At 63.4% G+C, this 13,288-nt stretch carries 14 protein-coding genes; 2 read left to right on the top strand and 12 right to left on the bottom strand.

Annotated elements, in window-relative coordinates; translation table 11 throughout:
* Positions 1 to 396 precede the first annotated feature (396 nt).
* The 12 genes from H8S57_RS07120 to H8S57_RS07065 form a co-directional block, all read right to left on the bottom strand.
* Positions 397 to 813 (bottom strand): methylglyoxal synthase, encoded by a 417-nt coding sequence (locus tag H8S57_RS07120; protein ID WP_186907391.1) that lies wholly within the window; start codon positions 811 to 813, stop codon positions 397 to 399.
* 27 nt (positions 814 to 840) lie between these two features.
* Positions 841 to 1,581: a septum site-determining protein MinD gene (minD, locus tag H8S57_RS07115; RefSeq protein WP_186907390.1), complete on the bottom strand. Its 741-nt coding sequence runs from the start codon at positions 1,579 to 1,581 to the stop codon at positions 841 to 843.
* A gap of 91 nt (positions 1,582 to 1,672) precedes the next feature.
* On the bottom strand, positions 1,673 to 2,383 hold the full coding sequence (gene rsmG / locus H8S57_RS07110; protein WP_186907389.1) for a 16S rRNA (guanine(527)-N(7))-methyltransferase RsmG: 711 nt from the start codon (positions 2,381 to 2,383) through the stop codon (positions 1,673 to 1,675).
* Positions 2,380 to 2,736: a hypothetical protein gene (locus tag H8S57_RS07105; RefSeq protein ID WP_186907388.1), complete on the bottom strand. Its 357-nt coding sequence runs from the start codon at positions 2,734 to 2,736 to the stop codon at positions 2,380 to 2,382. The genes rsmG and H8S57_RS07105 overlap by 4 nt, the downstream gene beginning before the upstream one ends.
* Positions 2,729 to 3,151: a large conductance mechanosensitive channel protein MscL gene (gene mscL, locus H8S57_RS07100; protein WP_186907387.1), complete on the bottom strand. Its 423-nt coding sequence runs from the start codon at positions 3,149 to 3,151 to the stop codon at positions 2,729 to 2,731. The genes H8S57_RS07105 and mscL overlap by 8 nt, the downstream gene beginning before the upstream one ends.
* Before the next feature lie 3 nt (positions 3,152 to 3,154).
* Positions 3,155 to 4,471, bottom strand: coding sequence for a serine--tRNA ligase (gene serS / locus H8S57_RS07095; protein ID WP_186907386.1), 1,317 nt, complete (start codon positions 4,469 to 4,471; stop codon positions 3,155 to 3,157).
* Between the two features lie 84 nt (positions 4,472 to 4,555).
* Positions 4,556 to 5,131, bottom strand: a complete 576-nt coding sequence (locus tag H8S57_RS07090) for a hypothetical protein (RefSeq protein WP_186907385.1) — start codon at positions 5,129 to 5,131, stop codon at positions 4,556 to 4,558.
* Complete coding sequence (locus H8S57_RS07085; RefSeq protein WP_186907384.1) at positions 5,128 to 6,015, bottom strand: ParB/RepB/Spo0J family partition protein; 888 nt, start codon at positions 6,013 to 6,015, stop codon at positions 5,128 to 5,130. The genes H8S57_RS07090 and H8S57_RS07085 overlap by 4 nt, the downstream gene beginning before the upstream one ends.
* 21 nt (positions 6,016 to 6,036) lie before the next feature.
* A complete protein-coding gene (locus tag H8S57_RS07080; protein WP_186907383.1) occupies positions 6,037 to 6,810 on the bottom strand; it encodes a ParA family protein in 774 nt (257 codons plus the stop codon).
* 184 nt (positions 6,811 to 6,994) lie between these two features.
* Positions 6,995 to 7,807, bottom strand: a complete 813-nt coding sequence (locus tag H8S57_RS07075; RefSeq protein ID WP_186907459.1) for a ParB/RepB/Spo0J family partition protein — start codon at positions 7,805 to 7,807, stop codon at positions 6,995 to 6,997.
* A gap of 266 nt (positions 7,808 to 8,073) precedes the next feature.
* Positions 8,074 to 8,937 (bottom strand): YitT family protein, encoded by an 864-nt coding sequence (locus tag H8S57_RS07070; protein ID WP_243204737.1) that lies wholly within the window; start codon positions 8,935 to 8,937, stop codon positions 8,074 to 8,076.
* Between the two features lie 38 nt (positions 8,938 to 8,975).
* On the bottom strand, positions 8,976 to 10,637 hold the full coding sequence (locus H8S57_RS07065) for an S-layer homology domain-containing protein (protein WP_186907382.1): 1,662 nt from the start codon (positions 10,635 to 10,637) through the stop codon (positions 8,976 to 8,978).
* 274 nt (positions 10,638 to 10,911) lie between these two features.
* Here H8S57_RS07065 and H8S57_RS07060 point away from each other — a divergent pair, with 274 nt between their 5' ends.
* Positions 10,912 to 11,484, top strand: a complete 573-nt coding sequence (locus H8S57_RS07060; protein WP_186907381.1) for a xanthine phosphoribosyltransferase — start codon at positions 10,912 to 10,914, stop codon at positions 11,482 to 11,484.
* Positions 11,485 to 11,783: 299 nt separating this feature from the next.
* Positions 11,784 to 13,064 carry a BMP family ABC transporter substrate-binding protein gene (locus H8S57_RS07055; RefSeq protein WP_186907380.1) on the top strand — a complete coding sequence of 427 codons (1,281 nt, stop codon included), beginning with the start codon at positions 11,784 to 11,786 and terminating at the stop codon, positions 13,062 to 13,064.
* The last annotated feature ends 224 nt before the right edge of the window (positions 13,065 to 13,288 follow it).

Genomic DNA, 13,288 nt, shown 5'->3' with positions numbered 1-13,288 from the left:
CCGCAGGCGCGGCGTCAAGGGATTCTGCAAAGAGCCTGCGCCCGCCCGGAATGACCTTAAAAAGGCGCTCTCATCCCGTATCACGGGACGAAAGCGCCTGCTTTCGTGGTGCCACCCATGTTCAGCGGCCGCAGAGCCGCCCTTTTGCTCCGGTTACGGGGAGCGGGCCGTGTATGTCTCCATACCCGCTGCTGAGGCCGTCTTTCCCCCGGTCCTTGCCGTAAACGCTTTCAGCCATGGCGTTTTTCTCTGTCCGGCGGTATCCGGGCTACTCATGCCCCGTCGTCGCGGTGCTATTGATGGTATCTCATTTTCCGAAAAAAGTCAAGAGAACGGCGCGCTTTCCCGCATGCTCCGCCGCGCCGCCGCAGGCGGCGCCGGGAGCATGCGCTCTGGTTACGCGGTAAAGGGCTTTGTTTTGGGGTTGATGATATCCCGCCAGTCCAAGTCGCCCCGCTCCAGGCCGTGGATGAGCATCTCGGCGGTGGCCACGTTGGTGGCGAAGGGGATGTTGTACTGGTCGCACAGGCGCGTGATATAGTTCAGGTCCGCATCCAGGTCGTTGGACTGAGGATCGGAAAAGAAGAGGACCATATCGATCTCGTTGTAGGCGATGCGCGCGCCGATCTGCTGGCTGCCGCCATGGGCATGGGAGAGGAAGAGGCTGACCGGCAGACCGGTGGCCTCGGCTACAAGCTTACCCGTGGTGTTGGTGGCACAGATCGTATGCTTGGACAGGATGCCGCAGTATGCGATGCAAAACTGGACCATCAGCTCTTTCTTCCGATCGTGGCTCATCAGTGCAATATTCATGGCTCGTTACCTCTCTTATCTGCTCTTCTATTTCAGCTTCATCAGCGGGGAGCGCTGCCCCAACAGGCGTTTGGCAATGTTCAGATAGGCCACGGCGGCCCCGCGGCTGGCCGCCAGGATCAGCGGTTCTCCCCGGTTGGCGCAGAGCATCACCTGGGGGTCCTCCGGTACCACGCCCAGCAGGGGCAGGCCGGCGGTATCCATGGCGTCGTCGATGGTGGTATGCAGGCGCTTGAGCAGCCTGGGCTGCACCCGGTTGACCACAAGATGGATGCGGGAGATCCGCCCGCGCAGCAGGGCCACTGTTCGCTGCGCGTCCCGCAGGGCGGAGGCGTCGGTAGTACAGACCACCACGGCCCGGTCGGCCGCGCACACCGCCAGCTGGAATCCCTCGCCCAGACCGGCGGGGGAGTCCATCAGGACAAAATCGAAGTCCTCTTTCGCCTGGCGCACCAGCTGCGCCATGGCCTGCCCGGACAGGGGGCGCACCGGCAGCAGGATGGGGGCGGTCAGCAGATAAAGCCCGCGGATGACCGGATGCGCCACCGCCGCCCGCTCCAGGGAGCAGCGGCCCTCCAGCACGTCGGTGAAATCCATCAGCGCCCGGTCGCTCAGGCCCAGGGAAAGGTCCAGATTGCGCAGGCCGATGTCCATGTCGATGCACAGGACCCGGTGCCCCAGGGCGGCCAAACAGGAGGCGACTCCGCCGGTGAGGGAGGTCTTTCCCGTACCGCCCTTGCCGGAGGTGATCACGATCGAAGTGGCCATAGCGTTCCTCCTGTCCGTTCCAATTTATAGAATAGCATGGTTTGTCAAACGAATCAATCGTTTTTTGTGCAAAATGGCGGCAAAATTACCGTCAAAGCGGGGCTTTCTGAATTTTTGCCCAACGGCGGGGATATCCCTTGGGAGTTGAGGAAATCTTTTCCACAATAACCAGACGATGGGCCACGCCCGCACCGGGAATTTCGTAGTCCCAGCTCTTGTGCAGCCGCCCCCCCAAACGGGAGACACAGCGTCCGGCCTGCTCCAGTTCCGCGCCGCAGTCCACCGATTTCATGGCCAGGAAAAAGCCGCCCACCGCCACAAACGGCAGACAGAGCTCGCACAGCAGCGCCAGCGGCGCCACCGCCCGGGCTGCGGCCAGATCGAAGCAATCCCGGAAGCCGGGCAGCAGGGCCTGTTCCTCCGCGCGGGCGTGAAGGCACTTCACATCCTGGGCGCCCAGGGCGGTGCAGGCCTGCTCCAGCCAGGAGACCCGCTTGCCCAGACTGTCCAGCAGGGTGAGCCGAATTGTGGGCTCCAGAATGCGCAGCGGCAGACCGGGGAAGCCGGCGCCGGTGCCCACGTCGATCAGGGATTTTCCGGCGAAGGAGATCCCCGGCGCGTTCAAAAGCGCCGCACAGTCCAAAAAGTGCAGGTCGGCCACCTGATCGGGCGCGGTGATGGCGGTCAGATTCATGACCTGATTCTGCTCCAGCAGCAGGCGGCCGTATTCCGCAAGGGCCGCCGCCCCGCCGGGGGCGTCGATCCCCAGCGCAGTCAGGCCCCGTTCGATACGCTCCTTCATGCGTGTCCTCCCAGCCCGGCCACCAGAGCGGGAAGCCCGTCCAGCAGGCCCAGTATCAGCACGACGGCGCAGGCAATGGCCAGGGCGAGCATGGCGGCCTTGCGGCTGGAGGCGCACTCCTTTTGGCGCAGCTGCCAGACGGCCACGGCGCCCAGCCCGAGACAGCCGGGGCAGACCAGCAGGGGACCGACGCCCCGCAGGTATTCGCCGCCCCGAAAGAAGGGATAGAGATTGAGCAGCACGAAGATCACCATATAGGCCACGCCCGTCCAGGCGAGGATCCGCTTGACGGGGGAGGCGGGGACATAGGGTTCCGTTTCGTCCTGGGGCCGGTCCTGGCGCGGCTCAGGCATCCGTTTGCTCCTTCAGCAGGTCGCGGATCTCCGTGAGCAGCTTCTCTTCCGCGGAGGGCTCCGGCGGCGCGGGGGGCGCGGCGGGCTCCTCCTTCTTCCGGTGGAAGGCGTTGAGGCCCTTGATGATGCAGAAGACCACAAAGGCCATGATGAGGAAGTTCAGAATGGCGTTGATAAAGTTGCCCAGCATCAGATCCCCGCCGCCGGGCAGATGGAGGGCCAGATTGGACAGGTCGCTGTTTCCTCCGGCGAAGATGCCCAGGATGGGGTTGATGATGTCCGCCACCAGGGAGTCGGCAATGGCCTTGAACGCGCCGCCGATAATGACGCCCACGGCCATATCCATCACATTGCCACGGGCGATGAACTGCTTGAATTCGGCGAAAAAGCCGGTGGTTTTCTCTTGCTTGCTCATACTTCAGTCCTCCTTCTTTTTGTTTGGGAGCAGCCGCTCCTTGCCGCCCATATAGGGCTGGAGCACCTTGGGGATCCTTACGCTGCCGTCGGCCTGAAGGTTGTTTTCCAGCAGGGCGATGAGCATGCGGGGCGGCGCCACACAGGTGTTGTTGAGGGTATGGGGCAGATAAGTCCTGCCTTCCTCGCCCTTGACCCGGATCTTGAGCCGCCGGGCCTGGGCGTCGCCCAGGTTGGAGCAGGAACAGACCTCAAAATACTTCTGCTGCCGGGGCGACCAGGCTTCGATGTCGCAGGATTTGACCTTCAGGTCGGCCAGATCGCCGGAGCAGCACTCCAGCTGACGCACGGGGATGTCAAAGTTTCGGAAGAGTTCCACGGAGTAGCGCCACATCTGCTCGTACCACTGCATGGAGTCCTCGGGCTTGCAGACCACGATCATCTCCTGCTTCTCGAACTGATGGATGCGGTAGACGCCCCGCTCTTCGATGCCGTGGGAGCCCTTTTCCTTGCGGAAGCAGGGGGAATAGGAGGTGAGGGTCTGGGGGAGCTTGTCCTCGGGCAGGATCTGGTCGATAAAGCGGCCGATCATGGAGTGCTCGGAGGTGCCGATCAGATACAGGTCCTCGCCTTCGATCTTATACATCATGCCGTCCATATCGGTCTGGCTCATAACGCCTTCCACCACGTTGCCGTGGATCATGAAGGGGGGGATGCAGTAGGTGAAGCCCTTGGCGATCATAAAGTCGCGGCCGTAGGCCAGGACCGCCTCGTGCAGGCGGGCGATGTCGCCCAGCAGGTAGTAGAAGCCGGAGCCGGACACCCGCCCGGCTGCGTCCATGTCGATGCCGGCGAAGGACTCCATGATCTCGGTGTGATAGGGGATGGGGTAGTCGGGCACCAGAGGCGCTCCGAAGCGCGCTACCTCCACGTTGGCGGAGTCGTCGGGACCCAGGGGCACGGAGGGGTCGATGATCTGAGGGATGACCAGCATGATCCTGCGGATCTCACCGGCCAGCCGGTCCTCCTCCTGCTCCAGTTCGGCCAGCCGGTCGGCGTTGGCCTTTACCTGGGCTTTGGCCTGCTCGGCCTCAGCAAGCTTGGAAGGGTCTTTCTTGGCCTGGCCCATCAGCATGCCGACCCGCTTGGACAGGGCGTTTCGGGCGGTGCGCAGGTCCTGGGCCTCCTGGATGGTGCGCCGGTTTTCGGCGTCCAGGGCCAGCACCTGATCCACCAGGGGCAGCTTTTCCTCCTGGAACTTCTTTTTGATATTCTCTTTGACAGCCTCGGGGTTTTCCCGGAGGAACTTAAGATCGATCATGGTTTATCCGCCTTTCTTGTCATTACTTGGGTCGTTTGTTTGCGCGGGGCCCGCCCCGCTGTTTCACGTGAAACAGAGGTCTTGTCATTGCTCCAGCCATTCGCTCAGCTGGCGGTAGGCCTCCAGCGGGTCGTAAAGCTCCCGTTCCGCGGGACCCATAGCGTCGCTGACCGCCTGGAGGGAGGCTTCCAGCCCGCCGGGAGCGGCGGCCTCCCATTCGGCCAGCAGGGTGCGGGCCTGGGAATAGCGCCGCTGATTATAAAGGGTGCGCAGCTGATTCAGTTTGTTCAGCGCATCCACCTGATCCATGGCCGCCATCAGACCGTCCCGGGCCTTCTGCGCGGTATCCGCGGACGCCTCCCATTCGGCCTGGAGCGTATCGCGCTCCGCTTCCAGCGCGGAAACTTGAAGCTTCAGCGCGTCCCGCTCCGCGATCAGGTTCTCCAGCGATTCCACAGCGGAATTGGAGGTCTGTTCCAGATCGTCCAGGGCCTCCTGATTCACCCGCTGCTGCATAAAATAGGAGAGCAGCAGCAGAAGAAAGGCGGCGGCAAACAGGATCATCAAATAAAAGAGGACGGAGTTTTTTTTATGGGGGCGTTCGTGCTCCGCATCGTGCTGGAGCGCGCCGCCCTGGTGCGGATCGCGTTCGGCGCTCACAGCAGCTCCCCCCTTCCGGCGGAGGGGGCCTTCTCCAACAGATCGAGAAGCGCGGTCAAGTCGTCGGGGCCATAATACTCCAGTTCGATCCGGCCCTTGCGCTTTCCGGAGACGATGCTGACCTTCCGGCCGAACCGGGCGCCCAGGGTCCGTTCCGCTTCCTTCAGATAGATGCTCAGATCGGGGCCCTCCGGACGGGGCGGGGGGGTGGCTTCGCCCGCCGCGAGCCGTTTGGCCAGGGCCTCGGTCTGGCGGACGGAGAGTCCCTCGGCGACCACCTTGTCGGCCAGCTTCTCCTGAAGCTGGGGCGATGGGACCGAGAGAATGGCCCGGGCGTGTCCGGCGGAAAGCTGGCCGTCCTCCAGCAGCGGATGCAGGGAGGGGGGAAGGGAAAGCAGCCGCAGGGCGTTGGCCACGGCGGGGCGGGATTTGCCCACCTGCTGGGCCACCTCCTCCTGCGTCAGGCCGTACTCCTCCATGAGCACACGGTAGCCTCCGGCTTCTTCCATGGGGTTCAGGTCCTCCCGCTGGAGGTTTTCGATCAGGCCCAGCTCCATGACCTTGCGGTCGTCCGCCTCGATAATGACGACCGGGACCTCGCTGAGGCCCGCCAGCTTGGCGGCCCTCCAGCGCCGTTCCCCGGCAATGATCTGATAATAACCGGAGGAGAGGCGGCGCACGGTCAACGGCTGGATCACCCCGTGCTGCCGGATGGAATCGGCCAGGTCGGCCAGCGCCTCGTCGTCAAAGCGTTTCCGGGGCTGTTTGAGCCCGGGCTCCACCTGTGAGATGGGGAGGGAGAGGGAGCCTGCCTCCTGTGTCTGCAGGGCGGCGTCGCCCAGTAAAGCGCCCAGGCCCTTGCCCAGGCCGCGTTCAGATGCCATAATGTCAATCCTTTCTGCCCGTCACACCCGCGTGACGGCATAGCGGTTGTGCTCCACCAGCTCCCGGGCCAGCTGGTCATAGGCCTCGGCGCCCCGGGAAAGCGCGTCATACGCGCAGACCGGCTTTCCGTGGCTGGGGGCCTCGCTCAGCCGAACGTTGCGGGGAATGACGGTGGCGTACACCTGGCCGGGGAAATGGCGTTTGACCTCCTCCGCCACCTGCATGGACAGGTTGGTGCGCCCGTCGTACATGGTGAGGACCACGCCCTCCAGGGCGATCTCGGGGTTCAGAGAGCGCTTGACGATACGGATGGTGGAGAGCAGGTCGCTCAGCCCCTCCAGGGCGTAATACTCGCACTGTACCGGCACCAGCACCGTATCCGCCGCGCACAGGGCGTTGAGGGTAAGCAGCTCCAGAGAGGGGGGGCAGTCGATCAGGATGTAGTCGTACCGCGCCTTGAGCTGGTCCAGGGACTCCCGAAGCTGGTATTCCCGGCGCTCCAGGCCGATCATCTCGATGGACGCGCCCGCCAGCGCCTTGCTGGAGGGGAGCACGTCGCCGTAGACCGTAGCGGCCACGGCTTTGGCCGGGTCCGCGCCGTTCAAAAGCACGTCGTAAATGTTGGGGGAGCTGGTCTTGTCCACCCCAAAGCCGGAAGTGCTGTTGGCCTGGGGGTCAAAATCACAGACCAGCACCCGCAGCCCCAGGTTTTTCAGGGCGGCCGCGAGATTGACGCAGGTCGTCGTCTTGCCTACGCCGCCCTTCTGATTCACGATTGCAATGGTCTTCGCCATAGCACACCTGCCTTTTCTCAGTTCAAACGGACAAGACCTATTATAATGCCAGCGGGCTTTGAATTCAACAGGAATTCGCCTGTTTTGCCCGGAAATAAAAAACGGACCGCTGTTTCACGTGAAGCAGGACAAAAATGAGCTGCGCTTGTTTCACGTGAAACAGCGCAGCTCGCTCCCGGCGGCGTCAGGCTCTGGCCTGCTTGGGAATGCGGATCGTCAGCAAAATGGTGTCGGCCGTCTCCTGCCGGTCGCAGGCGGCGTCTACGCCGGCCGTGCGCATCAGGCTCACGCCCCGGGTAATCGTGTTGAGGAAAAACCGAATGTCCTTGATCACAAACGTGGGCCGCCGGGGAGCGGAAGCGCCGCCGCGGGACAACAGACGCTCCACCAGCTGCTCGGTGCGGGCCACCGTAAGTCCGTCCCGCACAATGGTCTGAGCGGCCGTCCACTGCAGGGCGCCGTCCTCCAGCCGCAGCAGGGCCCGGGCGTGGCGCTCGGTACAGCCGCTGTCCCGCAGCAGCGTAAGGACTTCCGGGGCCAGGCGGAGCAGCCGCAGCTTGTTGGCCACCGCCGATTGCGATTTGCCGATGCGCCGGGCGGCCTCCTCCTGAGACAGGTGGTAGGTACGGATCAGGACAGACAATGCGTTGGCCTCTTCCAAAAAGTCCAGGTCCCGCCGCTGGAGGTTTTCCACCAGCGCCAGCAGGGAAGAGGCCTCCTCGTCCACCCCCAGCAGGATGCAGGGCACTTCCTTCAGCCCCGCCAGCCGGGAGGCCCGCAGACGCCGCTCCCCGGCAATCAGCTCGTAGCCTCCGGCCGTCCGCCGCACGGAAAGCGGCTGAAGCACCCCGTGCTCCTGAATGCTGGCGGCCAGCTCCACCAGGCCCTCCTGGGAAAAGTTCCGTCGGGGCTGATTGGGGTTGGGGGAGATCTCGGACAGGGGCAGGAACAGGACCCGGCTGCTCTCCAGCAGCCCTTTTTTGCGCAGCAGCGGCATGATCACGCCCTCCTTCGTACACGCGGCTTGTCTGATAACCATATATTACCATATTATGCCGCAAAAAAGCGCGAACGGCGTCGGATGGGAAATATTTTCCAAATAGAAGCCGCGGACCGGGCGATCCGGCCCGCGGCTGCGGCGGTTCAAAAGGCCTGAGCCGATGCGGGAAAAAACGTTCCTGCAAAAGGGCGCGCCCTGCGCAGGCGTTTGGCCGCCGCAGGGCGCGCTTCCAGGGGCGCGAAAAGAGAGGGGCGCCTGAGGGCCTAAGCCCGCAGAAAGCCCTTTCCGAAGATCTCGCTGGAATTGGCCACGATCATAAAGGCGTGGGGATCGGACTGCTTCAGGTGCTGGCGCAGCGCCACGGCCTGCGTCCGGGAGAGAACGGTGAGCACCACGTGATGCACCTCGTGGGTATAGGCGCCCTCCGCCTTCCAGAGGGTAGCCCCCCGGCCCAAGGTATGGGTCACATAAGCGCAGACGTGTTCCGGGTCGGAGGTTATGATGAAAAAGGCCTTGCGGCGGTTGAAGGATTCGATGGCGCTGTCCACCAGCACAGATTTGAACACCAGCCCCAGCAGGGAGAAAAGGCCGGACTCGATATCAAAGAGAAACAGGGCCGCGGCGGCGATGGCCACGTCGGAGACCAGCAGGGCGCGGCCCACGTCCATGCCGGAGAATTTTTTCAGGATCATGGCGGCGATGTCGGTGCCGCCGGTGGAGGCGTTGATGTTGAACAGGATCGCCGAGCCCAATGCGGGGAGGATGACGGCGAAAAAGAGCTCCAGCATTTTCTGACCGGTCAGCGGGGCGTGCATGGGGAAGACCCATTCGAACATCTGCACCAGGCCGGAATAGAGCAGGGAGCAGTACACCGTGCGCACGCCGAAGCCGCGGTTGAGCAGCAGAAACCCCAGCAGCAGGAACGCCAGGTTGATGATCCCGTTGAAGACCGAGGGGGTCAGCCGGGGCACGTTCACCAACTGGCCCAGCAGCAGCGCCAGACCGGATACGCCGCCCATGGAGAAATTGTTGGGGAATTTGAAGAAGTAGACCCCCACAGACACCAGCGCGGTGCCGAGCGTCATCAGCAGGTAGGTGTGCAGGGTCTGCTTCCAGTCAGGCTTCATGGCGGGAATGCCTCCTCGTGATTTGGTAGAGGGACGGGTCAGCGCTGGGATTGGATGGCGCTCCACACATCGTAGCCGGTGGAGGCGGGGATGGCGCCCAGACGCCAGAGGGAGACCCCGGTGACGCCGAACATGCGGGCCAGCGTTAGTTTGTCCAGCACGCTCTGCTCGTTTTCATACCACACGCGGTAGCGGGCGCCGTCCTGCGTGGTGTAGGTGACCGCCGGATTGCGGTAACGCTCGCTGTACTCCACCACGGCGCCGGGCTGGGCCAGACGGGCGCGCAGCACGTCCTGGGCGGGGTGGTACACAACGCCCTCCAGCAGGATGCCGTTTTCGTCGATCCGGAAGCCCGCGGTGCCGAAGGAGATGGCCAGGGCGATCTTGCTGCGGTCGGCCACGCCCGTGTCCGGGTCGGTCAGATCCCGCAGGGCCTCGTACACGCCGGCAAAGGGGGTGACGGGGGAGTCGGTATTGGCGGTGCCCACGTGCTTGGCGGTCTCGGCGGCGGTCCACTGGTAATCGTGCGCCATGAGGATGACCTTGTCGCACACCGCGCCCAGGCCCCGGTAATCGAAGCCGGTGTACCAGGTATCCGGCTGCACGCAGACGTAGAGGGTCTTGTCCGCCGGCAGAGCGGCGCGCAGCTGGGTCAAAAAGGACACGTAGTCCGTTTTGAGGGTATCCCCCTTGAGTCCCTCAAAGTCGAGGGTCACCCCCGCGTAACCGGCGGCGGCCGCGGCCAGAAGGGAGACCGCCTGGGCGCGGGCTTCGGCGCTGGAGGTCAGGGCCGCCACGGTGGAGGTGCTGCTCCCGTCGGCCAGGGAGACGCGGTCGGCGGCGGAGGCGTAGACGTTCAGGTTGTAAGGGATCTGATGCTGGTTGAAATAGTCCGTGGCGGGAGTGGGGTCGGAGGGCATGACCCAATCGTTGTTGTTGGCGCTGGTGGAGTTGAGCCGGGGGCCCTCCTCCGCGTCGAACTCCATCCGGGCCCAGCCCACGCTGAGGGCGTCCAGAGAGGAGGCCAGGTTAATCTGGCTGTAGGAGGAAAAGGCGTAAAAACCGTGGAGCCAGTCGATCTTGGAGGTGTAGCGCTCATAGACCCGCACCAGCATGGCCGCGGCCTCCTCCCGCTTGGCGGAGTTGTGGGGGAGAAAGCGCAGGCTGCCGTCGGAAGCGGTCACGCCGGTGATCATGCCGATGTCGTAGGCGATGGCGATATAGCCCGTATTGCTTTTTACGTCGGTGAAGGGAAGGGCCAGGGAGGACAGGGACTGGGCCAGGGTGGAATAACCCAGCGCGCGCACCAGCATCACCGCCATCTCTTCCCGGCTGATGTAATCGTCGGGGCGGAACGCGCCGCTGGCGTCCATCACGTCGTGGGCGCGGGCGGTCTCCACATAGGAATAGCACCACTTGCCGGCGGCGCAGTCGATATAGGAGGGGGCCTGCGGAGTGACGGTTTCCCAGGAAAACATACGGCAGAGGATGGTGACGAACTCCCCGCGGGTAATGTCCCGGCCCACGCCGAACGTGCCGTCGGCATAGCCCTCCATCAGACCGTAGGAGCGGGTCTTCTCAATGACGTCAGCGGCCCAGCTGCCCTGCGCGTCGGAAAAGGCGCGGGCGGCCGGAGAGAGGGGCGTCGCGCAGAGCAGCAGGACCAGGGCGAGCAGAACGGAAAGCGTACGACGTTTCATAATAGCCTCCTTAGGCACTGGACGGATCCGGATAGGGCGGCCGGAGCGGGCCCGGGGTCTGTTCCGGCCGGCCGCGATGTCTGCATTGTAGCAGACATCGTCGAAAAACGCAACGGACAGGGGAAAAGACCCTCCACAAAATTTCCAAAAAGGGGTGACGAACGGCGGCATTTTTGATAGAATATGATTAATTGAAGTGACGTGTGTGTTTGCGGTAAAATGAAAGTAAGTTTTTCCGATGGGGACGGTAATACAGAAATAAGGAGACGCGGATATGAAGCTCATGGAGGATCGCATCCGGCAGGACGGCAGGATTCGGGAGGGCGGCGTGCTCAAAGTGGACAGCTTTTTGAACCATCAGATGGACGTGGAGCTGTTTAATGAGATTGGGAAGGAGTTTCTGCGTCTGTTCGGGGACTGCGCCGTCACCAAGATCCTGACCATTGAGGCGTCGGGGATCGGCATCGCCTGCGTGAGCGCGCAGTTTTTCCATGTGCCGGTGATCTTTGCCAAAAAGAACAAGACCCGCAATATCGCGGGAGACGTGTATACCTCCAAGGTGGAATCCTTTACCCACGGGAAGGTGTACGATATCATCGTGTCCAAGGAGTTTCTGCACCCGGAGGACCGGGTGCTCCTCATCGACGATTTCCTGGCCAACGGCAGCGCCCTGCAGGGGCTGATCAAGCTGGTGGAGGACGCGGGCGCCACCCTGGTGGGGGCGGGCATCTGCATCGAGAAGGCCTTCCAGCCCGGCGGCGACCTGATCCGCTCCATGGGCGTGCGCGTGGAATCTCTGGCGCGGATCAAATCCATGAGCGTGGAGGACGGCGTGACGTTCTGCTGAGGCGGAAGACCGCCGTTTCCCCGGCCAGAGATTCCACCCGCCCCCGCAGGGCGGGGCGCGCGGCAGCGCGTGCAAGGGGTTGGAAACCCCTTGGCGCAGGCGGGATTCACTTCCGCCGAGCATGTGAAGCCGGTTCTGGGACCCCGGGCCGGCTCCGGCGGCCCGGGCGATCTCCGGCGCGGATCAAATCCATGAGCGTGGAGGACGGCGTGACGTTCTGCTGATCCCGGCTGTGTCAGCCGTTTTTAAATAGTGGTACCGGAAACCTGATCTTACATAATTAAGGAGGAAACCCAGAAATGAAGAAGAGATTGCTCGCGCTCCTGCTTGCCTGCTCCATGGTCTTCGCACTGGCTGCCTGCGGCGGCAACGGCCAGTCCGGCACGCCCGAGACCACCGCGCCTGAAACCGGCGCGCCCGAGACCACCGCGCCCGAGACCGGCGCCCCCGAGGCCAAGACCGTCAAGGTCGGCCTGATCTGCATCGGCGACGAGAACGACCAGGGCTACACCTACAACTTCATCCGCGGCAAGGAGGCCGTCACCGAGACGCTGGCCGCCAAGGGCATCAACGTGGAGTGGGTCGTCAAGTACAACATCGGCGAGGACAGCTCCTGCGAGGACGCCAATATCGAGCTGGCCGAAGAGGGCTGCCAGCTGATCATCAACAACTCCTACGGCTTCGAGCCCTTTATGCTCAAGGTCGCCCCCGACTATCCCGAGATCGAGTTCATTTCCTGCACCAACCAGGCTTCCTGGAACGACGGTCTGGACAACACCCACAACGCCTTCGCCAACATCTATGAGGGCCGCTACCTGGCCGGCGTGGCCGCGGGCATGAAGATGCAGGAGCTGATCGACAACGGCGACATCACCGCCGACCAGGCCGTGATCGGCTACGTGGGCGCTTACTCCTTCGCCGAGGTGATCTCCGGCTTTACCGCTTACTATCTGGGCGCCAAGAGCGTGTGTCCCTCTGTCTCCATGAAGGTCCAGTTCGTGGGTTCCTGGTCCGACGCCACCGCTGAGGGCAACGCCGCCGACGCGCTGTGCGACCTGGGCTGCATCATGATCTCCCAGCACTCCGACAACACCACCCCCGCCACCACCGCCCAGTCCAAGGGCGCGTTCCACACCGGCTACAACAACGATATGATCGGCGTGGCGCCCGAGGCCTCCATCATCGGCACCCGCATCGACTGGTCCGTGTACTTTGAGTACGCCATCGAGGCCGTCGTCAACGGCGAGAGCTTTGACCAGGATTGGTGCCACGGCATGGACGAGGGCGCCGTGGTCATGACCCCGCTGAACGAGGACATCGCCGCCGCCGGCACCGCCGAGAAGCTGGCCGAGGTGGAGGAAGCCATCCGCACCGGCGCGCTGCAGGTCTTTGATACCGCTACCTTCACCGTGGGCGGCGAAGAGGTTACCGCCTCCTTCGCGCTGGACACCGACGGCGACTTTACCCCCGATTCCGAGGAGGCCGTGTTTGACGGCGCCTACCACGAGTCCTACTTCCAGTCCGCTCCTTACTTCGCGCTCCAGATCGACGGCATCGAGTGGCTGAATTCCGCGTTCTAAGCAATTTGACCCAATACCCAAAGGCGGGCTGCTTCTGCAGCCCGCCTTTTCCATTGCCGGACGGCGGGACGGCGCCGCCCGGGCAATTCTTTGGCTGTGCCGGGGGAAAAAATCGTGCTACACCCTTGCGCCGGGCCCGCGGTTTTGATACCATAGGAAAAGAAGCGTTTCAGAGATACGGCGCTGTTCCATTGACCGGGTCCGGCGCCGGGCCCGGAACAGAA

The sequence above is a fragment of the Lawsonibacter hominis genome (assembly GCF_014287895.1).
Classification (GTDB): Bacteria; Bacillota; Clostridia; order Oscillospirales; family Oscillospiraceae; genus Lawsonibacter_A; species Lawsonibacter_A hominis.
This window is presented reverse-complemented; position numbering and strand designations above follow the sequence as displayed.

Coding starts and splice junctions, on each gene's coding strand:
- H8S57_RS07120 (WP_186907391.1), bottom strand. CDS start 813: ATGAATATTGCACTGATGAGCCACGATCGGAAGAAAGAGCTGATGGTC.
- minD (WP_186907390.1), bottom strand. CDS start 1,581: ATGGCCACTTCGATCGTGATCACCTCCGGCAAGGGCGGTACGGGAAAG.
- rsmG (WP_186907389.1), bottom strand. CDS start 2,383: ATGAAGGAGCGTATCGAACGGGGCCTGACTGCGCTGGGGATCGACGCC.
- H8S57_RS07105 (WP_186907388.1), bottom strand. CDS start 2,736: ATGCCTGAGCCGCGCCAGGACCGGCCCCAGGACGAAACGGAACCCTAT.
- mscL (WP_186907387.1), bottom strand. CDS start 3,151: ATGAGCAAGCAAGAGAAAACCACCGGCTTTTTCGCCGAATTCAAGCAG.
- serS (WP_186907386.1), bottom strand. CDS start 4,471: ATGATCGATCTTAAGTTCCTCCGGGAAAACCCCGAGGCTGTCAAAGAG.
- H8S57_RS07085 (WP_186907384.1), bottom strand. CDS start 6,015: ATGGCATCTGAACGCGGCCTGGGCAAGGGCCTGGGCGCTTTACTGGGC.
- H8S57_RS07080 (WP_186907383.1), bottom strand. CDS start 6,810: ATGGCGAAGACCATTGCAATCGTGAATCAGAAGGGCGGCGTAGGCAAG.
- H8S57_RS07075 (WP_186907459.1), bottom strand. CDS start 7,807: ATGCCGCTGCTGCGCAAAAAAGGGCTGCTGGAGAGCAGCCGGGTCCTG.
- H8S57_RS07070 (WP_243204737.1), bottom strand. CDS start 8,937: ATGAAGCCTGACTGGAAGCAGACCCTGCACACCTACCTGCTGATGACG.
- H8S57_RS07065 (WP_186907382.1), bottom strand. CDS start 10,637: ATGAAACGTCGTACGCTTTCCGTTCTGCTCGCCCTGGTCCTGCTGCTC.
- H8S57_RS07060 (WP_186907381.1), top strand. CDS start 10,912: ATGAAGCTCATGGAGGATCGCATCCGGCAGGACGGCAGGATTCGGGAG.
- H8S57_RS07055 (WP_186907380.1), top strand. CDS start 11,784: ATGAAGAAGAGATTGCTCGCGCTCCTGCTTGCCTGCTCCATGGTCTTC.